The organism is Enterovibrio coralii (assembly GCF_001559595.1).
GTDB lineage: Bacteria > Pseudomonadota > Gammaproteobacteria > Enterobacterales > Vibrionaceae > Enterovibrio > Enterovibrio coralii.
On the sequence record NZ_LNTY01000032.1, the window covers coordinates 73,712 to 97,231 of the forward strand.

Consider the following 23,520-nt stretch of genomic DNA (forward strand, 5'->3'; position numbering starts at 1 on the left):
AAAAAGTAAAAGCCCCAACAGGGCTTTTACTGGGTGTTTTAGTGCGAATCAGTCAGTGGAGCGACTTCAAGCAGCGGTGCTGCGTCAATGCTGTCGGCGTTCATCATGGATGAGATGCGTTGAACAGAGGAAATAAGAAGTGATTGCTCCCACTCTTCGAGCGCCTGAAAACGAGAAATAAAGCTTTCTTGCAGCGGCTTAGGTGCTTGCTCAAGTGCCGATACGCCTTCTGGCGTAAGATGCGCGTGCACTTTACGTTTATCCAAGCTGCTTCTTACACGTACGATGAGGTTACGGCTTGCAAGACGATCAAGAATCGTTGTTGCTGTGGCCTGACTCATGTTGGTGTGATTTGAAAGTTGACGAATCGTTACCTCACCAAGGTCATGAATAGCCCTCATCAGTACCAGTTGCGGACCAGTTAATCCTGCTTCTTTATTCAACTTTCTAGAATGCAGATCGATGGCACGGATGATTTGCCTCAATGCAACCAATACCTCTTCGTGCTTCTCCATTGAAGCGTCTCCTTAAAAACTGCAAGTTATAAAAATCGGCGAAATTATCTGTGCAAACCTTGTTTTTGCAAAGGCCTTTTGCACGTTTCTTACCAAACCTTACACATTTGGAAAAGAATAAGCGAAAACCATCACATCATTATTTGCTATTGAATGCTCATTTCTAAGACTTTTCATCTTTTACAGCAAGATGTTGTGATCGCCACATTAATCAAATGATATTAATTAGCATTTGCGTTTGAATGTAAGTGTAAATAAATGTAATAATCGTTATCAATTATCAAATGTTGTTACTTAACGTACATTCAAGGAAGGAATATGAAACGCTCATCTCTTGCAATCGCTTGCTCTGCGTTGATTTTTGCAGGGATCTCCTCACAGGCTTCTGCGTCAACCGCTCCTCAGGTTGTAGAACACTATGCTGACTTGGCTCATGCTGTGTTTACCGATGCTCACTCAACGGCTGTGACATTGGAAAAAGCGATCGATGCACTTAACCAAAACCCGTCAGCAAAAACCTTGCAAGCCGCAAAAGAAGCTTGGTTGGCAGCTCGTGTTCCTTACCAACAAACCGAAGTGTTCCGTTTCGGCAACGGCATAGTTGATGATTGGGAAGGGCAGCTGAATGCATGGCCTTTGGATGAAGGCTTGATTGATTACGTAGCGGACGACTATCAGTATGAGTTGGGTAATCCAGGTGCGGTTGCAAACATCGTCGGCAGCACGTCGCTCAAAATGGGAAGTGAAACCCTCGATGTTTCCAAAATCACACCAGAGCTGCTGGCGTCTTTGAATGAACTTGCAGGTTCAGAAGCCAATGTTGCTACTGGATACCACGCGATTGAGTTCCTCCTTTGGGGACAAGATTTAAATGGCACTAAAGCGGGTGCAGGTGATCGCTCATACGCTGACTTTGCTTACGGTGATGCCTGTACGAATGGTAATTGCGACCGCCGTCGTGACTATCTGAAAGCGGCCGCCGAGCTTTTGGTGTCTGACCTTGATTGGATGGAAAACCAATGGGCGGAAGGTCAGAAGAGCAACTACCGCGCAACGCTGCTTTCTGAAAGCTCAGATAACGGCCTGCGTAAAATGCTGTTTGGCATGGGGTCGCTGTCTTTGGGTGAGCTAGCGGGTGAGCGTATGAAGGTCGCACTCGAGGCTAACTCGACAGAAGATGAGCACGATTGCTTCTCTGATAATACCCACAACTCTCACTACTATAACGAACTCGGTATTTATAACGTCTTTACCGGTACATACAAGAAAGTGGATGGTTCGACGTTAACCGGTCCATCACTGTATGACATGGTAAAAGCTTCCGATCCAAAATCTGCTTCGGCCATCAAAGCAGACTTCGACAATGCGAAGAAAGAAGTGTACCAACTGGTTGAATCTGCAGAGAAACAAAACGTGTACTTCGATCAGCTGATTGCTTCTGATAATGCTGCAGGTAATAAGCTGGTTAACAACGCAATCAGTGCGCTTGTTCAGCAAACCAAAGGCATTGAGCAAGTCGCGTCGGCAATTGGTATCAGCAACTTGAACCCTGATACGGCGGATCATCAGTTCTAATTTGCAACGTCAAAAGATAAGCCCCCGGTCTCATCGGGGGCTTTTGTGGTTATAGCGATAATGACTGTTTACTGAAAGTATGAAGTATTCTTTTCTCACCTTACTCCTCGTTTTTTCAACGAACCTATCTGCTTCTGTTAAGTCAGGTGGTGATACAACCACCGCTCAACAAGGGGCAGACGCCTTTTCCCAACCGGCATCGAATCTTCCCCTTTCTGAACGCATTGATTTCAGTGTGGGGAACAGCTTTTTTCGCAACCCTTGGGTAAGTGCACCGGCTTCCACTGACGCTAGAGATGGTCTCGGTCCATTGTTCAACACAAATGGATGTCAGAATTGCCATATCAAGGATGGAAGAGGACATCTCCCCGCGGATGACGATATCAATGCAGTCTCAATCCTTGTTCGATTAAGTATTCCAGCCATCACTGCGGAACAGAAAGCGTGGCTAAAGAAACATGGAAATGTCCCTGAGCCGACATATGGCGGCCAACTTCAGGATTTCGCGTTGCCCGGCTCTAAAGAAGAGGGAAAGATTGACCTTTCCTATGAGACGCGCACGGAAACCTTCAAAGACGGCTACGCGGTTGAGCTAAGAAAGCCAATTCTGAAAATAACAAACTTGAACTATGGAAAGATGCATCCTGATACACAGATGTCGCTGCGTGTCGCGCCACCAATGATAGGTTTAGGTCTTTTGGAATCTATCCCTGAGCAAACTATTTTGGGTTTTGCGACATCGCAAGAGAAAGCTGGGAGGGGTATTTCAGGGCGTCCCAACAAGGTCTGGGACATCGAATCAGGGGAGACAACACTCGGCCGCTTTGGATGGAAAGCAGGTCAGCCCAATTTGATGCAACAAAATGCAGCGGCATTCAATGGTGACTTGGGTTTAACGTCTGCATTGTTTCCTGCTGAAAACTGCTCACCCTCGCAACCGCTTTGTGATGCACTGCCAAATGGTGGTTCACCAGAAGTCAGTGAAAAAATCCTCAAATTTGTCGAATTCTATTCGCAGCACTTAGCCGTGCCGAAGCGAAGGAATCTCGATGATCCTCTGGTGCAACAAGGGGAGGCTCTCTTTGTTGAAGCGGGCTGCCAAAGTTGTCACCAGCGCGCAATGACCACTGGCACTGTTAAAGGACGTCCAGTACTTAGCAATCAGTTGATCCATCCATACACCGATCTTCTCTTACATGACATGGGAGAAGGGTTGGCAGATAACCGTGGAGAGTTTTTAGCAAACGGGCAAGAGTGGCGAACGGCACCGCTATGGGGGCTGGGTTACACCGAAGAAGTTAACGGTCATACCGAGTTTTTGCATGATGGAAGGGCACGCAATGTCATGGAAGCCGTGTTGTGGCATGGCGGTGAAGCTGCATCAAGCAAACAACAGGTTTTAGGGTTCAACAAGGAACAGCGTGAAGCATTGATAGCGTTCCTTAATTCTTTGTAGGTAAAAGATGAACAAAACACTGGTCATATTTCCGCTCTCATTTATCGCACTTTTAGGTTTGTCAGGCTGTGAGCTGGAAGCCAAGACAACTGAATCCAAAGATGTCCTTTGGACGATTCAACAGACAGCGTCTCAAGATTTTTCTCGTGCGGCCTCCGCATTAGTCGGTTCGACGACGAGCTTTTGTCAAAACAAGGCATCACTGAGTGAGACTCAACAAGCTTGGCTAAATGCGATGAAGGCGTGGGCACCGCTTCAAGGTGCGAATGTAGGAAACGAACAAGCAACAGCGTTGAGCTGGCAAATTCAGTTTTATCCCGACAAGAAGAACACCACTGGTCGCCAAATGGCAAAGCTATTACAACAAGGTGGCGAGTATTCGTCTGATTCTATTGGAAAGGAAAGTGTTGCGGTGCAGGGACTGGGGGCGATGGAATGGCTTCTGTTCGACCCTAGCAACCAAGGTAAAGTCGAAACGCATTGTGCTTTGATGAAGGCGGTCGCGCAACGCATAGAGAGCTCTGCGCAAGACCTATCAAGATCATGGTCGACAAATCCTTGGCAGGATGTTGAAGCGAAGCAGAAAGATACAGACGCTTTGAGACTACTTGCTGCACAGCTAGATGCCACTATGAAAGCGATTGAACTACCAATGGGTAAACCCGGCTATCCAAAACCCTACCAAGCTCAATCTTGGCGCTCGCAACAATCCCTCACGGTACTTCGTGAAAATATTGTCCACCTGCAAAGTTTGTATCAACAGACATTGGAGCCTGCACTTGAAGCTCACAAGCAAGCTGAGCTTGCAAAACGCTTGTCCGCGCATTGGGTGACAGCGATAGACAGTATTCCGTCTGGCACAGGATTAAAGTCCTTGTTGGAATCCAAAGAAGGTTATCGCTCGATGATTACGTTGCTGAACAATCTGGAGTATATCAAGCTGGCACTGCATGATGAGGCAGGCCCTGCACTGGGCATGATCGTTGGATTCAACTCGACTGATGGTGACTAGTTGATGTCAATGAGTCAAAAACGTAGGCGGTTTTTGTTGTCCACTCTAGGCGTGGTATGTGCGAGTGGTTTGATGGCAGGTGCATTTGGCTCGCGTCAAAGCAGCAAAGAACAAAAGCTCCCCGTGCTTTTGGGATGCGCTCAAAGGGCTGACGGTGGCTTTGAAGTCTCTGCCATCTCCGTCGATGGCAAACCATGTTATCGCGTACCGCTACCCAAACGAGGGCATGGTATTGCCTTGAGTAAAGATCATCGCATCGCGTTCGTTTTTGCGCGCAGACCCGGTGAGTTTATTCAGGTCATCGATACCGATAGCGGCAAAGTGTTGTCTCTCTTTGAACAACAAGAAGGACGAATCTTTTATGGCCACGGTGATGTGCATGGAGAGTATTTGTATACAAGTGAAGGTGTTACAGAAACCAGTGAAGGCATAGTTGGCGTTTACAAAATATCGTCGAGTGGCGGATTGAGTAAAGTGCGGGAATTTTCTGGCTTCGGTATCGGTCCTCATGAGATAAGAGTGGTCAATGACACGACGCTCGCTGTCGCTGTGGGCGGAATCAAAACGCGCGGCAGGGAAAAGCTCAACATCGATGACATGGCACCGGCTTTGGTGCTTCTTGATCGTGAAAACGGTGAGATAAAGGGAAGATACGAGTTGCACGACCATCAATTGAGTATTCGCCATATGGCCGTGACGTCTTCTGGTGGAGTGGTTGTTGCACAGCAATATAAAGGGGAGAGTGAAGACGCGCTTCCTCTACTTGCTGTGCTGTCGTCAGGTGGACAGTTTTATTCGTTGAATGCGAGAGAAGATCAGTGGCAACGATTCAACCACTACATTGGCAGTGTTGCCTGTACAGATTCACAGATTGTGGCGACATCACCAAGAGGGAATTGTTTTGGTGTTTGGGATATGAAATCAGGAGAACTACTCGAAATCGGATCTTTGCTTGATGCATCAGGCGCTTCCGCTGACAAAACGGGTTTTGCACTGAGTTCAGGAAGTGGCCGGCTCGTCATGCAAAAAACGGAAAAAAGTCATACTTATCATGATTCTGATGTGGTTTGGGATAATCACTGGGTCATGCTTTAAGGTCATGCTTTTCTAAATATCTGATTTCTAATATTCATAAAAATTCCGCCAACGAAAATTGTGTCATTTGCCATACTAAGATCTCTATTTGGAGGTGACACATGCTTTCTGTCCGTACGATTTTCAAGGCACTGATTGTATTTGCCCTGATCCCTTCAGCGGCAATGGCGTTACAAGCAGCTGACGAGCGTCGTGCGTCGGAAGAAGCGTTGTTATGGGTTGAGCAAGCCGAGCCTGAAGTGGGTCTCATCACCTATTCCAATGACGTTGCCAATATCTACGAAACCTTCTCTTTTTCTCCTATTTGGCATGATTACCGTGCAAAAGATGAGTTAGAAACCCAAATTAATATCATTTCTCTGGCGGGCATTAGTCAGGATTTCGAATGGCGTGCAGTGATCCTTAGAGAGCTTCGTGCCAGTGGTGATTGGCGCGCATATGACGTGTTTGCCACCGACAGTTTGCTGGCACTGATGAGTTACATTGAGTCGGTGCCAGAAAATGGGAAAAGCTGGTTCTTCGGAACAGATATCGACGAAGCGTTAGCATCACCCACACTCACGCAAATGAATCGCTTCTTGGTTTCAGCGATGAAAAACAAATTGTATGGCTTTGTGCATGGCCTGAGACCAGAAACACCCCAGTACAAAGAGATGGCGCAAGCGATTGTGGCATTACAAGACCTTGAGCCGACTTACTGGCCGAAGTTTGTGCAGCGTGGGTTAATCAAGCATGGTGAGAAGCTGGATAACGCGGATAGCCTCATTACCAATCTGGAAAGACAAGGTGTGCTCAACACCTATGAAGCGCAACGACTGAAAATAGAAAAAGTCAGCTTTTACAATGCGTCGCTCGTGCAAGCGGTGAAACGCTTCCAACAGCGTCACGGTTTGAAAGTGGATGGCGTTATTGGGAACAAGACGCGTCGTTGGCTCAACAAGTCAGTGAATGCGCGTATTCAAATCCTTGCGTTGAACATGGAGCGTTTGCGTCTGTGGCCGACTGAGCGCGAGAAAATCATTCTTGTTAACATTCCAAACTATGAAATGGAGCTTTGGCTAGACAGTCAGTTGATCCTAGATAGTAAAGTCGTGGTTGGGCGTCCGAGCGTCGCACACCGTTGTTTGAGTCGCGATTGGATTCAGTGGTGTTCAACCCTAGTTGGAATGTGCCGGTTAAAATCATGCGTGAGGACATCCTCCCGAAAGTACGAGAAGACAACGAATACTTGTCTAAGCACTCCTATACTGTGTTGAGCAGTTGGGTGAATGGCAATGTTATTCAGCCTGAAGAAATCGATTGGGAGACGGTCACGCCCCGAAATTTCCCTTATCGCCTCCAGCAATCGCCGGGAAACTCCAATGCGCTGGGTCGCTATAAGTTCAATACACCAAACGGCAATGCGATTTACCTTCATGACACGCCTGCAAAGAGTTTGTTTAACAAAGAACGTCGCGCATACAGCTCAGGGTGTATTCGTGTTCAAAAAGCAGAAACGCTCGCGCAGATTTTGCTGAACAAGTCAGGTTTAGAGTTTGGTGATTATGACTACTACCGTCAGATCCCAGAAACCAAATGGGTATCGCTAAGAAAACACGTTGCCGTTCACACCATCTATCAAACGGCGTGGGTGAATGATGAGGGGTCGTTGAATTTCGTGATGATGTTTATCACTATGATGCGCGCCCAAAGCGAAATAGCACCTCTATGTCTTCTTTGGCTTCAAGCCGTTCTCCAATCTAATTGGTCACAAAAGCGGCGAACACAGCATTATGTGTTCGCTTCGTGATAATTGCATTTATTTACATTTCTCTGACAAATCAAAATTTGCGTGAAATATCAGCACGAAGGTGATGTTTTTACATATTATCGCTCATTTTCGAGACACTTCTGTATTTGATTGTTTGATCTCTAGCCGATAGATTCCCCTTTGTTTTGTGGCCGAGCGCGTAGGGTGTTTACCTCGTTCGCGACATCGCCATGCGTTATGAAACATTGTTTGTGGGAAATGATTGGTTTTTATGGACGGTTTGGATATCCAACGTCGCCGCCTGTTAATGGGTGGTGCGGCGTGTCTGGCTGCAATTGCGCTGCCAAGCACCGCATTAGCTCTCCCTGTCTCTCAGGGTAAACCTCGCAATTTAGCGATGACCAGTGTTAATACGGGTGAACACCTTGATGTTTGCTATTTCGATGGTCAGCAGTATTTGCAAGAAGGGCTGGGTGAATTGAACCACCTTTGCCGAGACCATCGTCGAAATGTATCGACGGAGATGGATCCAAAGCTCTATGACCAGCTTGTGGCGATTTGTGGCATTGTAAAGGCACCAAATCCTATCACTATGGTATCCGGCTATCGTTCTCCAGCGACAAACGAAATGTTGAGACAAAACGGTGGTGGCCAAGCCAAAAAGAGCTACCACATGACAGGTCAGGCAATAGATTTCTTTGTCGAAGGCGTGCCATTGGCGAAACTGCGCGATGCGGCGTTATCGCTGAAAGCGGGTGGCGTAGGATATTACCCCAAAAGTGGCTTTATCCATGTAGATACTGGGCCGCTAAGGTCTTGGTAAGACCCTTGTCAAAATGCAGAAAGGCGCGATAGATATCGCGCCTTTTTTGTGGCAACAAAGAACCGTATTAAGCCAACGCTTCAGCCATACGTTTTGGAAAGTGAGAGGCAATGTAGCGCTGGCGCTTTTTTTCTTTTAGTTTGGTCATGTCGACCATGACTAACCCGTCGATACAATCGGCGAAATCTGGATCCACGCCAAAATCCAAAAACTGAACGCCACCGGGCTCGCAAAGCTCACTGTATTGCTTGTAAAGCGTTGGTATCGCCGTCCCCAGGTTGTCGAGTAACATCTTGAGCGTTTTTAAATCCTGCTGGTAATCGTCGCCACAAAACTGACTCAGCAGCTCATGTTGTTTTTGCGAATCCAGATTGAAAGGACGCTTCGACGTAGCATAAGAGGCAGTGCTGCCAAAATAGGTGCTGTAAAAGAAAATCAGCAGCTCTTTCGCCGCTTGCGGCATCGCATTACTGATGGTGACGGGACCGAATAAATAGCGGTAGTGAGGATGTTTCGCCAGAAATGCCCCAATACCGAGCCACAGGTAGTCGAGGCTGCGTTTTCCCCAATACTTGGGTTGAACAAAGCTTCTGCCAAGCTCCAAACCCTGATTCAACACAGTATTCATTTCCTTGTCGTAGTTGAACAAGGTGTTTGTGTACACCGCATCAATGCCATGTTGGGCGATGACGGCTTGGGTATCACAGAATCGATATGCGCCAACAATATCGAGTGCATTAGGATCCCAAAGCACCAAATGAAAGTAATGTTGATCGTATTTGTCGATGTCTCGACGTTGTCCGGTTCCTTCGCCGACAGCCCGAAACGCGACTTCGCGTAACCGTCCAATCTCCCGCATGACATGGGATTCGTCGCGGTAACGATAGAGATAAATCGTTTTTCCGTCAGGCGTTGTCCCCAAGTGTTCGCTGTTTTCCAATTCCTCTTTGAGCGCAAGTCGAGGCTCTGGTGAGGCAATCGCCGATTCCGTAGGAAACACGCCTGACTTTCCGCTTGCAAGGTTATACAGGTGTCGTTTGAACAGTTTCACGCGCGTTTTAATTGGCAAATTAGCACTGGTGTTGTAGCTCGAGTAAGGAATGGACTCGCCGATGGTCAAAGCGATGTTGTTGTTCTCTTGAGCGAACATTTCATTGACGAGCAAAAGGGTGGATAACGGCTTATACACCATGGAGGCACCGTAAAAGACGGCGGAGTTTCTGCCATCGACATGGATAGGAAGGATAGGGGCTTTTGCTTTCGATGCCATTCTCAAAAAGCCACTGTGCCACGCTGTGTCTTTCACGCCTGTCGGCCCGAATCGAGAAACTTCACCCGCCGGGAAGATGATCAGCGCACCTTCATTTTGAAGCCACTCATCAATTTTTCTCAGGTTTTCTTTGGGCGTTTTGCCGGACATGTTGTTCACGGGCAGCAAACAGGAGTGTAAAGGCTCAATTTGCATGAGCAAGTTATTGGCGATGGCCTTTACATCTGGACGAACTTCTTTGACCATTTTAAGCAACGCCAGCCCATCGAGTGAACCAATAGGGTGGTTGGCGATAATCACGACCCGACCTGTGTTTGGGATGCGTTCTCTTTGTCTGTCGCTGGTAGAATAGCTAAAGCGAAAGTAATCGAGCACCTGCTCGACAAACTCAAACCCCTTTAGGTAGGGGTATTTTTCTCGAAAGTCATGAAAGGCGTCTTGGTGAAGTAGCTTTTGTAGTGTCGAACTCACAGGGCGGGCTAGCCAAGGTTTTCCTGCTAACGAGGGATAATTGGTTGCGATGACATCATCAATATTGAACATGGTTATCCTTACAGCACGTTCGCATTATGCTGCTTCTGTACTTTTAGTTGTTTGAGGCGAAGGCGCGGGAAGAGCAAACGTTCTGGTTTCATCAATCAATTCGCATTTTTCTGTCCATCGAACCAATTGCAAAGAACCATCATCTAGCTCAAGCAATGCCGTGCAGTTTTCTATCCAGTCGCCGTCGTTGAGGTACATTTCATCCCCGATCATCTTCATGTCTGGGTGATGAATATGACCGCAGACGATAGCGTTCGCCCCTTTTCGGCGGGCGTATTGAATCGCAGCCGTTTCAAATCGTTGAATGGCGACGTTTGCTGATGTCACTTTGGATTTGATGTAGGAAGCCAGTGACCAGTAGGGAAATCCCATGCGCTGGCGCGCTCTAGACCACCAACGATTGAGAAACAGCAACAAGTCGTAACCCACATCGCCAGCCATCGCAGTGAGACGTTTGTGGCAAACGGCACTGTCAAATTCATCACCGTGTACCGCGATGACTTTCTTGCCGGTAACCGTCTCGTGCATATAGCTCGACCTGACTTCAATGCGTCCGAAGTCGAACGAAAGGTATTGGCGCACTACCGCATCATGGTTGCCGGGAATGTAGATGAGTCTGGTGCCACTGTGGGCGCGGCTCATCAGCAATGAAAGGATCTGGCTGTGGGATTCAGGCCAATGATGGCTTGATTTCATTGAATAGAAATCAACGATATCGCCAACCAGAATGATAGTTTCAGCGTTGTGTTTGTTGAGGAAGTCGAGCAGGAATCGCGCTTTACAATCTTTATTACCGAGGTGCAGATCAGAGATCCACATTGTACGCACTGAGTATGAGTTCATAGGCACTGTTTAGGTAATTAAACGTTCACTAAGAATTACGCTACTGCCTACAGATGACGCTGTTTTTTCAACGTAGTGACGTAGCTGTGTCAAAGTGATTGCATTGCAATGACATAGACCCAATACGTCAACGCTAACCCTCTGAATAACCGTCGATTCGCGGTGCTTACCATGTTCTCGTTAAAATGAAAGGACGACCATGTTATGCTTTGGCGGTTTTTCGCATTTATACGGAATTTAATATGGCTCTGAAGTACGAAATCGTTCCCGTGACGGCATTTCAACAAAACTGTTCAATTATCTGGTGTGATAAAACCAATGAAGCGGCATTGGTTGATCCGGGCGGCGACGTTTCTAAGCTGGTAGCTAAAATTAACGAGCTTGGCGTAAACGTCACCAAGGTATTGCTGACGCATGGTCACCTTGACCACGTGGGTGGCACAGAAGAAATCGCAGCAGCGTACAAGGTGCCGGTTATTGGTCCAGAGAAACAAGATGCGTTTTGGCTTCAAGCATTGCCTGCTCAAAGCGAAATGTTCGGTTTTGCGCGTACAGAAGCATTTGACCCAACTGAATGGTTGAATGAAGGCGATGAAGTGATGGTCGGCGAGAACAAGCTGGCTGTGATTCATACGCCGGGTCATACGCCTGGTCATGTTGTGTTCTTCAGTGAAGAAGCGCGAATCGCTTGGGTAGGGGATGTACTGTTCAACGGCAGCATTGGTCGTACCGACTTCCCGAAAGGTGACCACGCAACCCTGATCAGCTCAATCAAAGAGAAGCTGTTCCCTCTGGGCAACGATGTCACTTTCGTGCCAGGTCACGGTCCAACGTCTACTTTTGGTAACGAGCGTAAGACCAATCCTTACGTGGCAGATGAAATGCCAATCTGGTAATCAGATTCAAGCTTATTAGCCATTATTCTGCGGGTGTTCTGCCCGCAGAAGCCAAATACCTTCTCGTCAATCCCACGAAATCGTTTAGTGGTCTGTCTAACAGATCTTCACTGACGAAAACGTCGTAACCCAAAAGCTCTCTTGTGTAGCGCATTCTGTTTGCCAGCATGGCGACAAGGCCTTTGTACTCTTTGCCCGATGCGGTCACGTAGGGTGTATCGTCAAACATCATATCTTCGAGTTTGGTGTTGGTCGGTTCTTCTGCGCGTCGGTACGCGCTCAAGAGCAGTCCTCGCTGCTCCATCACGATTTGGCTGGCGAGACGGAAACTGATGCTGTCTAAGAAAGGCTCGTAGTCTTTGAGGCGGATACCTACCCAGGGGAGGGGTTGATGCCAACCATCGTGCGAGACACTGGGCACGCCAATTTCTTTAATGTCTGACCATTTCACACTCCAGCCACCTTTACCGGTATGGTGTTGAAGGTGCATGTCTGACAGTGAAAATGACAGCTTGTTCTCATCGATAACTGTGGATATATAGACGCCGCACCCTGCCATTAGGCAAGGCCGATAAGCGCAGGCACGGTTTTCACTTGTGGGATGGTCACGATAAACGCAAGAACGATGATTGCCAGCACCAACACGGCGACGGTGAAATACTTTCCTATGCGTTGATTCGGTGGATAAATAAGCAATCTTTTTCTCGCCACAAAGCCTGATCTCTTAATTTCTACTCGGTTTAAGCGTAGTACGATCACTTAACCGTAGAATGGGTTGATGATAACTTGAACAAAATATCATGCGGTTTCTGACGCTTAGCGCAAGTTTTGCCGTCTATCTGAGTTAGAGCTACAAAATGACTGTGAATTTTGGTATAAAACGCGCTTTGTTTTTCACCCTGCTGTATTCAGGGGATGCTTAACGCAGTGCATCGAAGTAGGACGATTTAATGAAAATCTCTCACAAACGCAAAGTTCAACTGAAGCTTCAAAAACACATTAAGGCTGCAAAAGCAGTAGTTAATGCGTCTATCAAAAAAGAAGCGGCTGTTAAGAAAGTAGCGGCAGCTAAGCCAGCTGTTGAGAAGAAAGTAGAAGCACCTAAAGTGGTAGCTGATGTTTCTCTTACGCCTAAACAGCAACAAGTACTAGATATTGTTCGCCAAAACGCAGAAGGCATCAACCCTAAAGGTATCGGCCTAGCGGCTGGCCAAGAAGATGCAAAAGCAGCATCTTGGGCAACCGGTGCTCTGAAAAAACTGGCCGAGGAAGGCATGGTTGAGCGCGTACAAGTTGGCAGCAAAGTGATTTACAAAGCACTGTAATCGCTTTCGCAACACCCCAATTTTTAACCAGCCTTCGGGCTGGTTTTTTGTTGCTGAATTTGGGTGCTGGTTTCCGGTCTGTTAACGCTATGTAATGCGTGCTGATTGGAAATTTAGGCGTCGAAAGAAATTAAACGATCGAGTACAAACTTCTACTTTATTCGCGAGAGAAATCCAAAAAAACACATATATTGAGTGTTAACTTGGACATTATCCTAAAAACAATAAAAGCAAATGGGACTTGCTATGACTGGATATTTGGATAGTACGGATACAAAACCGTCCTGTGTCATAAACTATGACTACACGCGCTTTTTGTGCGAGTCCAATAAGTACAATCGAACGTTTATTAAAACGCTGCTGCATCTCGTACCTTGGAGCTTTTCTTCTGACGATGAAAAGAAAGAGAGGTGTTTTCCAAGCGAAGAGTTCGCAAAGATTGCGAGCCAATCTCTATCGTCTTTGAACAGCGACGTTTCTAACCTGATTATGCTTATTGAGCTGGCGCGTGTTCGCCATATTCATCAGTTGAATATCATGCTGCCGTATTCACTGGATGAAAAGGAACTGGCGAAAATCATTAAACACACAGAAGCGCAACTGCAGCAATTCAGTGAGGACAGAGAATACCTGCAAGTTACGCTAATGTAGATTGGGTTACAGTGTCACACCTTTAATGAGCAGGTAAACCGCCACAAAGCCTGCTAATGCCAAAAAGCCGAGCACAATTTTGTTGCCTTTACTGAATCCGTGCTCGCCTTTCTCCTTTCTCACAATCATGTAGAAAATGATACCAGGGATGTAGAGCAGGGCTGCCAACAGCAGATGGTGAATGCCTGACGCATAGAGCAACCAAATACCGTAAATCGTCGCCAATGAAGAAACGAGCTTCACTTTGGTTGACAGTCCTTCACCATACGCCACTTTCATTAAATAGCCACCTACCAAGAGGTAGGGCACCAAAATCATTTCAGACGCTATCGTTAGCAAGTCATCATAGCCGCCACCGATGGCATACATCACGAACAAACAAAGTTGGATAACAATGCTGGTTAGCCAAAGTGAATTGTATGGCGTGCCGTTCTTGTTTACTTTTCCAAAGCACTTCGGGAACATGCCATCACGCGCGGCCGTGTAGGGTGTCTCTGTTGCCAGAAGGGTCCAGCTTAAGTAAGCCCCGCTTACGGAGATAATCAAGCCAACACCAATCATAACCACGCCAGCTTCGCCAATCAGAGCCTCAAGAATTTTCGCGGTTGATGGATTTTGATATTTCGCCAGCTCCGGCGTAGAGACGACACCCATGGATAGCAGCGTTACTGAGACGTAAAGGAACAAACAAATCAGCAGACCAAGAATCGTCGCGCGACCCACATCGGCATTGCTTTTGGCACGGCTTGAGACCACAACCGCACCTTCAACACCAATAAACACCCAAACCGTTATCAGCATGGTTTGTTTGATCTGCTCAAAAAGACTCGCTTCACCCGGGATGTTTGCGCCAGTGAAATCGAAGGTGAAGGTATGCCAGTGGAAAGCAAACAACGCCACAATGATGAAGACAATGATCGGAATGAGTTTAGCGATCGTCGTGATGTAGTTGACGATGGCGGCTGTCTGCACTCCACGTAACACGAGGGTATGAACAAGCCAAATCAGAATCGAGGACATTGCAACGGAAAAGAGGGTATTGCCGTTGCCGAAAAGCGTGAAAGTGCTGGTATCGAAGAACAGTCCGAGTGTACTAAACACAATAACCAGATAGGACACGTTGGCAACAGTGGCACTTAACCAATAGCCCCACGCCGAAAAGAAGCCAATGAGGTCACCAAAGCCTGCTTGCGCATAACCAAACACGCCGCCTTTGATTTCTGGTTTTATCTGGATTAATTGCTGAAAGGTCAGAGCCAGACAGATCATACCGAAACCTGTGATAGCCCAGCCAATGGTGACAGCTCCGGGGCTGGCAACTGCTGCCATATTCTGCGGAAGACTAAATACTCCCGCGCCAATCATCGAACCAATTACGAGAGCTGTTAGCGCTTTTAAATCCAGTTTATTGCTCAAAGTACTACCTAAAATTTAACGAAACATCATAAGTTGGGGAAGTATAGTTAAAGTTAGCACTCGGAGAATTACTCAGAAATGGGATTAATGATTCCAGGATTGTTTTTGTATGAAATAGTTGGCGAGGGCTTGTGTGAGTTTTGAGCATTCCGCTTTAAAGATAAAACGGAATGCACCATGAGACAGGAATGTGCGCAGTGTGAAATACAGGGTGGATCAGTGTAGCTGAGCACCAAAACCATTGATGACGAAAGTCGGAGTCTCGTTCAGAGCAGCGAGTTGGTCTGCGGTGTCAAAGTCATGAGTCTGACCGAAAGCAACGACGGCAGCGGATGTATTACAGGTCAGTGCTTTTTCCAGCAAGCTTGACGCGTCATGCTGTGGTGTTGGACGCGCGATGCGAATGTGTTTTGCATCGATCCCTGCCTTCACTAACAGAGATGTACTGAAACCTGCTGGTGGCGCGATTAACGTAATCCACTTGTTGGACTCACTGAGGCTTTTCAGCAGACGCAACAAGTAAGCAAGCTCACTCATGTTGTCGCGATAGACATTAACAGAAACCAAATGATGTGCAGCCGTTTCAGTATTTAACGAATTCACTGAGGAGTGAAAGCTACGGGTGCCAGCCGCCACACGTGCATAGCAATCGCGGACGACAGAACGAGTGAATGGTGAATGTTGTACTGAATGAGAAAGCGCGAGCATCTGTTTCATGTTGGTTCCTGTATGAATATCCAATACTGTATGCGCATACAGTAGTTGTGTTTTTGCCGAAAAACAATAGGAAAATGAAGTTTATCGAGATGCAGATCACGTAATTCACGCTATTTGCGTGGCGGAATTCGGTATTTGCCTGTCATTCACACCTTGCTATCATTGGCGGCTAAAAATTTTCGAGGAAGAACACTGTATGGATCAGGAGTTTTGGCATAGCCGTTGGGCAGAAAACCGCATTGGTTTTCATCTTTCAGATACTAACCCTTTGTTAATTAAGTACTGGCCAGTGCTTGAGCCAAAGCGTGATGACGCGGTGTTCGTGCCAATGTGTGGCAAAACAGAAGACTTGACGTGGTTGGCGAGCAAGCACAATGAAGTCGTCGGCGTGGAACTCAGTGAAATAGCTGTAAGGGCCTTTTTCGCTGAACACTTCTACACACCGACGGTGACCTCGATTAGCCCAACCATGAAGCTGTATCAGTTCGATGAAATCGCTCTATACAGTGGTGACTATTTCACTGCGCCGCTCGCGACGTATCCTTTGATTTACGACAGAGCAGCATTGATAGCAATGCCAGAGAGTATGCGTGTTCAGTACACTGAAAGGCTGTTGTCACTGTTGCAAACAGGCGGGAAAATCTTGTTAGTAACACTGGACTATCCGCAGGCTCAAATGGATGGTCCTCCTTTTGCGGTGACCGCTGAGGAAGTGAAAACACTGTTCGCGGGTTGCACGATTACGCATTTGAATCGTGATGATCAATGTGACCGGCCGCCAAAAGGAAAAGAGGCGACCTACTTTTCTGAAGAAGTGTGGTTAATCGAAAAGCCGTAGTAGAAACGCGAAGTAAAAAGCCACCAAAAGAGGTGGCTTTTTTGATCACGTTAGGCGGGCGTTAGAAAGAGACTTTTACGCACGCTGCGGCGTTAACAGCTTTCTCAACTGCCGCTTCAATGCTCTCGTCTCTAGCCAGTGCGACGCCAAGTCGACGACGGCCATCAATATCAGGTTTGCCGAATAGACGCAGTTGCGTGTCCACGCCTTGGAGAGCAGCAGCAATACCGCTGAAGGCAATGTTTTCAGATGTTCCTTCAGCCAAAACAACCGCTGACGCCGACGGACCAAACTGACGGATACTGTTAATAGGCAGCCCCAAGAATGCGCGAACGTGAAGCGCAAATTCTGAGAGATCTTGAGAAATCAGCGTCACCATGCCTGTATCGTGTGGGCGAGGGGAAACTTCACTGAAGAGCACTTCGTCACCACGGATAAAGAGTTCAACACCAAACAAGCCATAACCGCCCAGTGCAGTTACAACCTTACGCGCGACATCCTCTGCCGCTTGGCGGGCTTTGTCGCTCATTGCTTGTGGTTGCCAAGACTCACGGTAATCGCCGTCCTCTTGGCGGTGTCCGATTGGCGCACAGAAGTGAATACCGTCGACCGCACTGACAGTAAGCAGCGTGATTTCGTAATCAAACGCAACGAAGCCTTCTACAATGACGCGTCCGCGACCAGCGCGACCGCCTTCTTGCGCATAATCCCATGCTGTTTGGATATCGGCTTTTGTTTTGATAACGCTCTGGCCTTTACCCGATGAGCTCATGACGGGTTTTACAACACATGGCATGCCGACACTTGCGATACCTACTTCCAGTTCTTCCAAACTATCGGCAAACGCATAAGGCGAAGTCGGTACATTGAGATCTTCCGCCGCCAATCTGCGGATGCCTTCGCGGTTCATGGTCAATTTCGTTGCGCGTGCGGTTGGCACGACATTTACACCAGCGTGTTCAAGCTCAACTAACTTGTCTGTGGCGATGGCTTCAATTTCTGGAACAACAAAATGAGGGTTTTCTTGCTCAATGATATGGGCCAGTGCATCGCCATCCAGCATATCAACGACATAGCTGCGGTGTGCCACTTGCATTGCAGGCGCATCGGCATAGCGATCACATGCGATGACTTCGATACCGAGACGTTGACACTCAATAGCAACTTCTTTGCCCAATTCACCAGAGCCCAGTAGCAAAACACGAGTTGCGCCAGGGCGGGTAGCTGTTCCGATCATGATTATCTTCCACCAACAACAAGAAATTGCAGCTGATTTTACCTTAAGCAAACGTTTGCGCAAGCGTTTGCTTTGGTTTTGTGGTCAATTCAGTTTTGATTCGTTTAAATCGAAAATGGGCTTAGAGAGGCGGTTTATCGGTTAGCAGCGAGAAGGCATAAAAAAGCCACCTTGTTAGGTGGCTTTTTCAAGAGGGTGTTTCTTTCAATACTTTAGTTACTTCGCACTGGCGGCTTTTCGCGTTTCCCAGTGGGTAATAAAGAAGACGGCACCAATGATGATGGCAGCACCTAACCACAGTCTGCCAGGTGGTACCCATCCAAACACCAAGAATCCAAATAGCACATTTAGCGGCAATTTGGCGTGGTCGAATGGTTGAACGAAAGACGCATCCGCAACGTCATACGCTTTCGCAATCGCCCACTGCGCAAGACCTGTTAACAGACCAGCACCCAACAACATCACCCAAACCAAGGTGCCAGAAGGCATGGACCATTCTGGAATTGCCAGCACGATATTAAACGGCGTGATCAGTACAAGCAGATAAACCACCATGGTTGTTGGCGAGTCATTATGTGAAAGCTTTTTCACCATCAGTGAGTAGGTTGCCCAGAATACGGCGGCACCAACTGGCAGCAAGGTCGCCCAGGTGAATTCATCAGACCAAGGCTCAAGAATGATCATTGCGCCAATAAAGCCTGCGAGCGTTGCAATCCAGCGTGCTGGGCCGACTTTCTCACCCAAAAACAGACCAGAGCCAATGGTGGCAAAAAGTGGAGATGTCATCAGCAGCGCGATACCTTGCCAAATTGGCACGGGATAGGCCAGTGCCCAAAGCCAAAGCTGAATACCGATCACCGAGAAGAAAACACGCAAGCAGTGCATGCCAAAGTGCTCGGTCTTTAGTGCTTCTTTAAAGCCCATCGAACGAAGCCAAGGCACCATAGCGATAAGTGCGATGAAATACTGGATAAACGCAACGGTAGTGGAAGGCAGTTGCATTTTGAAACTGACGTACTGAGCAAGGCTGTTTACCATGGCAAAGCATAGGCCAGCGGTCAGCATCCATGTTGCCCCGAGAACGGGATTGTGTCGTTGAGTCATGGGTATACGGGTAAATTTAAAAGAGACGTGATAGTAACGAAAATTTCTATTAGGGGAAGTGATATTACAAAAAACGCCGGAATGACCGGCGTTTTTTTGATACTTAACAGATTAAACGCCTAGAAGTGGCGTTTACACCGCAAGATATGCCAATGGGATATCTGGGTTCAGTGCTTCTAGAACGGCTTGCGTGTCTTGAAGGTGGCTGATCACAGCGTTTGCTTTTTCCACTAAGACAACGTCTTGAATCTCTGAAAGGCTAACATCAGCAAGATTCATGGCGATCATTGCGACTTGCAGAGGAGGCAAGCTAGGGTTAAATGCCGCATTTTCTGCATACATACCCGAGAAGATATTGCCTTGCTTATCGCGAATGGCGACGCCGCTAATATTCTTTGAGTAAGGCGCATGACTGCGGTTTGTCGCACCCATTGCGGCTTGAATTAGCGCATCATCTTCGTGCGCAATCATACCGTGATTAAGTGGAGCCAGCAGTGGTTCTTCAATGCCTAGATCTGACGGTCCAAAAGGTTCTGGCAGATACTTGTGAAGCAGCATTGCTTCGCGCTGTGGCAACTGAACTTCCAGTTTGTCGGCATCGTTCAGTTCGTTCATAAACTGACGACAGTGGCCACAAGGACTGTAGTTGATGGTGATGTCGGTCAGGCTGGTTTCACCTTTCAACCAAGCGTGGCTAATTGCTGATTGTTCAGCATGCACGGATTGGCTCAACTGAACGCCTTCGAATTCCATGTTCGCGCCAAAGTAAAGGCGACCAGATGCACCGCGGGCAATGGCACCAACATAGAATTTAGAAATGGGTGCTACAGAGTAGGCAGCAGCGACTGGCAGCATAGCAACGCGCAGATCTGCATCAGACAGGCCAGTAACAGTAGAAAGTGACGCAAAGTCTTCAGGACCGATAGTCGCATCAAAATCTGGAGAACTAACAATCTTTTCCATTTCTTCTTTCAGAGGTGAAGAAAGAGCAGAAATGGCTTCTTGAACGCTGACTCGCATGGCAGCTCCGTGTGTTGTTATATGGGCAGATATTCTATCGACAAACTGCAATAACTTAATGTGATCGTGATCACTTATATGATGTAACTAATTTCAATATTACATAGTTTAGGTTGAACTCACATGAATTCGATTTCATGTGAGGCACATCGAAAGTTGGTCACACAAGAGCCAAGTTGTGAGATGGAAAATTAACGGAGCCAAGACGGTGGTCATAATCCCGCAAATAACCAAGGCCAAGGAGCTCAATGCCCCTTCCTGATAGTTACTTTCCGCCGCTTTAGCTGTACCAATAGCGTGGGAAACCGCACCGATGGAAAGACCACGCGCCAACGGTGATTTTATCTTCATAAGATTGAGAAGCGGATAGCCAATCAAGGCACCAAATAAGCCCGCTAGCACAACAAGTGCTGCTGAAACCGCAGGGATCCCGCCAATTTGCCCAGCAGTACTAAGCGCAAAGGGGGTTGAGATTGATTTTGGTAATACGGTTGCCGCTATTTTTAAATTGCCGCCAGTCAACAATGCCAATCCGCCACCCAAAATCATGGATGCGATACTGGCCGCCAAACAAGCCAATAGAATGATTTTCCAGTGCTGGCGAATCACATGCATTTGCTCGTAGAGAGGGTAAGCAAGTGCGATCACTGCTGGGCCAAGCATGAAGTTTATGGCTTCATTTTCTTTGAAGTAACCTTGGTAGGTTTCACCGGAGTAAATCACAGCTGGCATGAGTACTAACAGACTCAGCAATAGAGGATTACACACCGGATGGCGGACTTTAAGTGCGATCTGACGGGCGACAAAGTAAACCACAAGCGTAGCGATTAACCACATTACTCAGCCTCCTTGTGCAGTCTGTCGAGCACTTTTGACATCACGACAAGGACGGTAACAGAACTCACGAGTGTCGCGCCTAGAAGAGGCATTGATTCTGAAATCAACAAGTGAAAATGATCCATCAAGCCCATGCTTGCAGGAATGAAGAACAGTGGCATCACTGTGATGAGCAGTGTACAGGCATCTTTCACCCAGCGCGCAGGCACAATGCCAGACGTTAAGCTCACAAACAATAACAGCATACTGATGATGCTGCTTGGCATTGGCAGATTGAGAGCCTTTGTCAGTAGGGTACCGATGAGGTAATAAACGAAAATGAGGACAAGGCCTAGCAGGTATTTCACGTTGGGAACTCTCTAGAAAGCGACCCGACAATTTTAGTACGTTGACGACTAAAAAATCTCGACAATTAACATTGTATTTTTGCATATATAGATTGAGGGTCACAAAGACCCTCAATGGAAGCAAGAAGAAGCGGAGCGAGACAGCAGCTGTAAGGGAGGTTAGATCAAAAAGAATGCTGCGGCGGCTGAACCCAAAACGGAGATGCAGGCAATTGAAATACCGATGATTTTCTTGTTCTTTGGCGGTTCAATATTGTCGACATCAGGCATTTCAAGGTTGATGTCCAACTCATCAGGCTCAGACGGCTCAGGCACTGATTCAACTTCGCGTTGGTACGTTTTCTGTGGCAAGTCGACGCGATAACCGTAATCGCCAACGACGTCTAGCGGCAGGACTTTCTCCCCTTGGCGGTAGGACTTCGCCAATAGCGAGCAAAGGCTGTTTTGATGTTGAGTGAAAGTAGTGTCTGGGAGCGAAGTGGATGTATAAAGGACACGCGCAGAGAGCACTTCACCAGCATGGTAGCAAAGCATCTCAAGCAGACGACATTCCTCGTAGGTCAACGTCGTGACTGAGCAATCTCTCCAATAAAGCGTTCTCGATTCCGGCTCGAAATCGACGTCAGAAAAACGATAACACCTGCTGTTTACTTTTGTGACCATTTTTTCATCCAAAACACCATTCACTATTTAAAAAGTGTGGACGCAATTCACAAAAATTCAAATGAAACGTCGTTGAAATTTCAACGACGCTTGTAACGGGTCACTAAATTATCAGTAAGGGTAAGGTGTTGTATTTATTATGAAACTAGAGATTCAACATACTGGTAAACCGACTTTAGGATGCCGAATTTTTTTTGATCATCTTGATGTGATTCAGCAAGAGCCTCTAGGTTCGCCATGTAGGCTGGCAAGTGAGTCTCAAAGTAGTCCCTGCGGTGCAAATGCCACTGTTTTTGCTCTTGTTCCGTCAGTGTCCATGCATAGTTTCGAGCACGGTATCTGAACAGCAGTGGTTTGATGCGCGCGTCTGATACTTGGATATCGAGCGCAGGCAAATTCTCAGGCAGTGTTTGACGGATGATGTCCATCGTTGAGCGATCAGACGGTGAGAAGAAACCGTCGTATAAGGCAGCATCAACATTGTTTACGTCATCGTACTCTCGTTTCTCGGCGAAGAGCTCAACGAGCTTCTCTCGCACTTCAGGGTGCGCTTGAAGCTTTTTAAGATTTTCTAAGCACGCCATTCGATCGATATTCAATCGTTCTGCATCTTCAGGGCGCAACGTCTTCGCCTCTGCAAGTACAGGACACTTGTTGATGTGAATCAGCTTCACGGGTGCTGGAAGCTCATCTGGTCCTAAATCATCGTGCTTGGTGTAGAGACGCTCTCGCAGCGCATCCACATCAAGTTCAAACAATGGTGAAGGATCACGAGCCAAATCGACCGTGATAACAGCATTTTTATTCTCTGGATGCCAAGCGACTGGCACGATCCAACTTGTGTTTCCTCGTTCTACACCAAACATGCCAGAAATGTGTACCAGCGGCTTCATCGACACTACGTCAATCAGCGGTGTCAGTTTGTTTTTGTTTCTGTGGGTGTAGAGGTAATCAAACAGTCTTGGTTGCGCGGCTTTCAACTTCTTCGCCATCTCGATAGTGGCATACACGTCAGCCATCGCGTCATGCGCATTGCTGTGTTCGATGCCATTCGCAACAGAAAGATGTTCCAGTTTAAAGCTGGTGTAGCCTTGGTCGTTTTCCGGCCACTCGATACCTTCTGGGCGAAGCGCATAGGCGGCGCGCATGACATCGAGGAGATCCCAGCGGGAGTTTCCATTTTGCCAACTCCAACCGTACGGGTCGAAGAAGTTACGATAAAGGGTGTAACGAGACACTTCATCGTCAAATCGAACGTTGTTGTAACCCACGCCACACGTATTTGGTACCGACAATTCTTCATGAATCTTTGCGATAAATTCCGGCTCGGGTAAGCCTTGTCTCATTGCCGTTTGCGGTGTGATACCCGTAATCAAACACGCCTCTGGCTGAGGCAGATAGTCATTGGGTGGCTGACAATAAATCACCAACGGCTTACCAATCACATTCAGATCTTTATCTGTTCTGACACCCGCAAATTGGCAGGGTCTGTCTAGTGCAGGGCTGGTTCCGAATGTCTCGTAATCATAAAAAAAGAATGTTGGTTCGTTGGAGTGTGCCACGGTGTATTCCAAAGGTTTGATTGAC

The 23,520-nt window shown here is 47.3% G+C and carries 21 protein-coding genes and 2 pseudogenes; 10 read left to right on the plus strand and 13 right to left on the minus strand.

The window, feature by feature from the left end; genetic code table 11:
• Positions 1-38 precede the first annotated feature (38 nt).
• Positions 39-515 carry a MarR family winged helix-turn-helix transcriptional regulator gene (locus tag ATN88_RS10370; protein WP_067415132.1) on the minus strand — a complete coding sequence of 159 codons (477 nt, stop codon included), beginning with the start codon at positions 513-515 and terminating at the stop codon, positions 39-41.
• A gap of 318 nt (positions 516-833) precedes the next feature.
• Here ATN88_RS10370 and ATN88_RS10375 point away from each other — a divergent pair, with 318 nt between their 5' ends.
• The 6 genes and pseudogenes from ATN88_RS10375 to ATN88_RS10400 all read left to right on the plus strand — a co-directional run bounded on the left by ATN88_RS10375 (position 834) and on the right by ATN88_RS10400 (position 8,226).
• Positions 834-2,090: an imelysin family protein gene (locus tag ATN88_RS10375; RefSeq protein ID WP_067415135.1), complete on the plus strand. Its 1,257-nt coding sequence runs from the start codon at positions 834-836 to the stop codon at positions 2,088-2,090.
• Positions 2,091-2,169: 79 nt separating this feature from the next.
• A complete protein-coding gene (locus ATN88_RS10380) occupies positions 2,170-3,546 on the plus strand; it encodes a di-heme oxidoreductase family protein (protein WP_067415139.1) in 1,377 nt (458 codons plus the stop codon).
• 7 nt (positions 3,547-3,553) lie between these two features.
• Positions 3,554-4,558, plus strand: a complete 1,005-nt coding sequence (locus ATN88_RS10385; protein ID WP_067415142.1) for an imelysin family protein — start codon at positions 3,554-3,556, stop codon at positions 4,556-4,558.
• Between the two features lie 36 nt (positions 4,559-4,594).
• Positions 4,595-5,653 carry a DUF1513 domain-containing protein gene (locus ATN88_RS10390; RefSeq protein WP_232313076.1) on the plus strand — a complete coding sequence of 353 codons (1,059 nt, stop codon included), beginning with the start codon at positions 4,595-4,597 and terminating at the stop codon, positions 5,651-5,653.
• Between the two features lie 101 nt (positions 5,654-5,754).
• Positions 5,755-7,396: pseudogene (locus ATN88_RS10395) on the plus strand (L,D-transpeptidase family protein).
• A 278-nt stretch (positions 7,397-7,674) separates the two neighbouring features.
• Positions 7,675-8,226: a DUF882 domain-containing protein gene (locus tag ATN88_RS10400; protein ID WP_067415149.1), complete on the plus strand. Its 552-nt coding sequence runs from the start codon at positions 7,675-7,677 to the stop codon at positions 8,224-8,226.
• Between the two features lie 67 nt (positions 8,227-8,293).
• Here the strand turns inward: ATN88_RS10400 and ATN88_RS10405 are convergent, their stop codons facing one another.
• Complete coding sequence (locus tag ATN88_RS10405; protein WP_067415152.1) at positions 8,294-10,039, minus strand: GNAT family N-acyltransferase; 1,746 nt, start codon at positions 10,037-10,039, stop codon at positions 8,294-8,296.
• 24 nt (positions 10,040-10,063) lie between these two features.
• Positions 10,064-10,882, minus strand: a complete 819-nt coding sequence (locus ATN88_RS10410; protein WP_067415157.1) for a UDP-2,3-diacylglucosamine diphosphatase — start codon at positions 10,880-10,882, stop codon at positions 10,064-10,066.
• Positions 10,883-11,124: 242 nt separating this feature from the next.
• Here ATN88_RS10410 and ATN88_RS10415 point away from each other — a divergent pair, with 242 nt between their 5' ends.
• Positions 11,125-11,778 (plus strand): MBL fold metallo-hydrolase, encoded by a 654-nt coding sequence (locus ATN88_RS10415; RefSeq protein ID WP_067415162.1) that lies wholly within the window; start codon positions 11,125-11,127, stop codon positions 11,776-11,778.
• A gap of 22 nt (positions 11,779-11,800) precedes the next feature.
• Here ATN88_RS10415 and ATN88_RS10420 read toward each other — a convergent pair.
• Positions 11,801-12,489 (minus strand): annotated as a pseudogene (locus ATN88_RS10420) (DUF2982 domain-containing protein).
• 239 nt (positions 12,490-12,728) lie between these two features.
• On the opposite strand from ATN88_RS10420, the gene ATN88_RS10425 reads away from it, so the two are divergent.
• Entirely contained in the window at positions 12,729-13,103 is a 375-nt protein-coding gene (locus ATN88_RS10425; protein WP_067415165.1) for a hypothetical protein, read from the plus strand.
• 246 nt (positions 13,104-13,349) lie between these two features.
• Positions 13,350-13,754 (plus strand): hypothetical protein, encoded by a 405-nt coding sequence (locus ATN88_RS10430; protein ID WP_067415168.1) that lies wholly within the window; start codon positions 13,350-13,352, stop codon positions 13,752-13,754.
• A 6-nt stretch (positions 13,755-13,760) separates the two neighbouring features.
• On the opposite strand, the gene ATN88_RS10435 is transcribed toward ATN88_RS10430, so the two are convergent.
• Together ATN88_RS10435 and ATN88_RS10440 are read right to left on the minus strand one after the other, a co-directional pair.
• Entirely contained in the window at positions 13,761-15,170 is a 1,410-nt protein-coding gene (locus ATN88_RS10435; RefSeq protein ID WP_067415171.1) for a basic amino acid/polyamine antiporter, read from the minus strand.
• Between the two features lie 216 nt (positions 15,171-15,386).
• Positions 15,387-15,887 (minus strand): SulA-like leucine-rich domain-containing protein, encoded by a 501-nt coding sequence (locus ATN88_RS10440; protein ID WP_067415174.1) that lies wholly within the window; start codon positions 15,885-15,887, stop codon positions 15,387-15,389.
• A 196-nt stretch (positions 15,888-16,083) separates the two neighbouring features.
• Here ATN88_RS10440 and ATN88_RS10445 point away from each other — a divergent pair, with 196 nt between their 5' ends.
• Positions 16,084-16,725, plus strand: a complete 642-nt coding sequence (locus ATN88_RS10445; RefSeq protein ID WP_067415177.1) for a thiopurine S-methyltransferase — start codon at positions 16,084-16,086, stop codon at positions 16,723-16,725.
• A 61-nt stretch (positions 16,726-16,786) separates the two neighbouring features.
• Here ATN88_RS10445 and purT read toward each other — a convergent pair whose 3' ends face one another.
• The 7 genes from purT to sbcB form a co-directional block, all read right to left on the minus strand.
• The gene (purT, locus tag ATN88_RS10450; RefSeq protein WP_067415180.1) at positions 16,787-17,962 is read right to left on the minus strand and encodes a formate-dependent phosphoribosylglycinamide formyltransferase; all 1,176 of its coding nucleotides are present in this window, start codon (positions 17,960-17,962) and stop codon (positions 16,787-16,789) included.
• 216 nt (positions 17,963-18,178) lie between these two features.
• Positions 18,179-19,066, minus strand: coding sequence for a DMT family transporter (locus ATN88_RS10455; protein WP_157490698.1), 888 nt, complete (start codon positions 19,064-19,066; stop codon positions 18,179-18,181).
• A 132-nt stretch (positions 19,067-19,198) separates the two neighbouring features.
• Complete coding sequence (gene cdd / locus ATN88_RS10460) at positions 19,199-20,086, minus strand: cytidine deaminase (protein ID WP_067415188.1); 888 nt, start codon at positions 20,084-20,086, stop codon at positions 19,199-19,201.
• A 135-nt stretch (positions 20,087-20,221) separates the two neighbouring features.
• The gene (locus ATN88_RS10465; protein ID WP_067415192.1) at positions 20,222-20,923 is read right to left on the minus strand and encodes an LrgB family protein; all 702 of its coding nucleotides are present in this window, start codon (positions 20,921-20,923) and stop codon (positions 20,222-20,224) included.
• The gene (locus ATN88_RS10470; protein ID WP_067415195.1) at positions 20,923-21,270 is read right to left on the minus strand and encodes a CidA/LrgA family protein; all 348 of its coding nucleotides are present in this window, start codon (positions 21,268-21,270) and stop codon (positions 20,923-20,925) included. The genes ATN88_RS10465 and ATN88_RS10470 overlap by 1 nt, the downstream gene beginning before the upstream one ends.
• 159 nt (positions 21,271-21,429) lie before the next feature.
• Positions 21,430-21,945 carry a hypothetical protein gene (locus ATN88_RS10475; RefSeq protein ID WP_067415197.1) on the minus strand — a complete coding sequence of 172 codons (516 nt, stop codon included), beginning with the start codon at positions 21,943-21,945 and terminating at the stop codon, positions 21,430-21,432.
• Positions 21,946-22,070: 125 nt separating this feature from the next.
• Entirely contained in the window at positions 22,071-23,495 is a 1,425-nt protein-coding gene (gene sbcB / locus ATN88_RS10480) for an exodeoxyribonuclease I (RefSeq protein WP_067415200.1), read from the minus strand.
• Positions 23,496-23,520: the final 25 nt, after the last annotated feature.

What these genes read in the sequence shown, in the direction of transcription:
- ATN88_RS10370 (WP_067415132.1), bottom strand. Translation starts at nt 515, where the DNA reads ATGGAGAAGCACGAAGAGGTATTGGTTGCATTGAGGCAAATCATCCGT.
- ATN88_RS10375 (WP_067415135.1), top strand. Translation starts at nt 834, where the DNA reads ATGAAACGCTCATCTCTTGCAATCGCTTGCTCTGCGTTGATTTTTGCA.
- ATN88_RS10380 (WP_067415139.1), top strand. Translation starts at nt 2,170, where the DNA reads ATGAAGTATTCTTTTCTCACCTTACTCCTCGTTTTTTCAACGAACCTA.
- ATN88_RS10385 (WP_067415142.1), top strand. Translation starts at nt 3,554, where the DNA reads ATGAACAAAACACTGGTCATATTTCCGCTCTCATTTATCGCACTTTTA.
- ATN88_RS10400 (WP_067415149.1), top strand. Translation starts at nt 7,675, where the DNA reads ATGGACGGTTTGGATATCCAACGTCGCCGCCTGTTAATGGGTGGTGCG.
- ATN88_RS10405 (WP_067415152.1), bottom strand. Translation starts at nt 10,039, where the DNA reads ATGTTCAATATTGATGATGTCATCGCAACCAATTATCCCTCGTTAGCA.
- ATN88_RS10410 (WP_067415157.1), bottom strand. Translation starts at nt 10,882, where the DNA reads ATGAACTCATACTCAGTGCGTACAATGTGGATCTCTGATCTGCACCTC.
- ATN88_RS10415 (WP_067415162.1), top strand. Translation starts at nt 11,125, where the DNA reads ATGGCTCTGAAGTACGAAATCGTTCCCGTGACGGCATTTCAACAAAAC.
- ATN88_RS10425 (WP_067415165.1), top strand. Translation starts at nt 12,729, where the DNA reads ATGAAAATCTCTCACAAACGCAAAGTTCAACTGAAGCTTCAAAAACAC.
- ATN88_RS10430 (WP_067415168.1), top strand. Translation starts at nt 13,350, where the DNA reads ATGACTGGATATTTGGATAGTACGGATACAAAACCGTCCTGTGTCATA.
- ATN88_RS10440 (WP_067415174.1), bottom strand. Translation starts at nt 15,887, where the DNA reads ATGAAACAGATGCTCGCGCTTTCTCATTCAGTACAACATTCACCATTC.
- ATN88_RS10445 (WP_067415177.1), top strand. Translation starts at nt 16,084, where the DNA reads ATGGATCAGGAGTTTTGGCATAGCCGTTGGGCAGAAAACCGCATTGGT.
- purT (WP_067415180.1), bottom strand. Translation starts at nt 17,962, where the DNA reads ATGATCGGAACAGCTACCCGCCCTGGCGCAACTCGTGTTTTGCTACTG.
- ATN88_RS10455 (WP_157490698.1), bottom strand. Translation starts at nt 19,066, where the DNA reads ATGACTCAACGACACAATCCCGTTCTCGGGGCAACATGGATGCTGACC.
- cdd (WP_067415188.1), bottom strand. Translation starts at nt 20,086, where the DNA reads ATGCGAGTCAGCGTTCAAGAAGCCATTTCTGCTCTTTCTTCACCTCTG.
- ATN88_RS10465 (WP_067415192.1), bottom strand. Translation starts at nt 20,923, where the DNA reads ATGTGGTTAATCGCTACGCTTGTGGTTTACTTTGTCGCCCGTCAGATC.